This window comes from Bradyrhizobium sp. Kon69, assembly GCF_055807515.1.
In genome coordinates this window covers 1-298 of record NZ_JBVVOS010000259.1, presented here as the reverse complement: position 1 = coordinate 298, position 298 = coordinate 1, and the positions used below count along the sequence as shown (strand labels likewise).

General features: G+C 64.8%; 1 protein-coding gene. It reads left to right on the top strand.

Translation table 11 applies throughout. The features are described 5' to 3' along the window. The coding region (locus AC0L3U_RS39075) for an efflux RND transporter permease subunit (protein WP_473365071.1) at nt 1-298 on the top strand (298 nt) is incomplete at both ends.

Here is a 298-nt window from a genome sequence, read left to right as displayed (position 1 = left end):
CTCGTCACCGGCCGTGAATTCGACCGCGTCACCCTCGGCGCCCTGATCATTTCCCTGGGCCTGCTGGTGGACGACGCCATCATCGCCATCGAGATGATGGTGGTGAAACTCGAAGAAGGCTTTGACCGCATCCATGCGGCCACCTACGCCTGGAGTTCCACGGCAGCGCCCATGCTGACCGGCACGCTGGTGACGATCATCGGCTTCTTGCCCGTGGGGTTCGCGCGGTCCGCAGCGGGTGAGTACGCCGGGTCTGGCAGTTCAGGGTTCAGCGACAGGAAAAAGCGCGGTGCGCCGC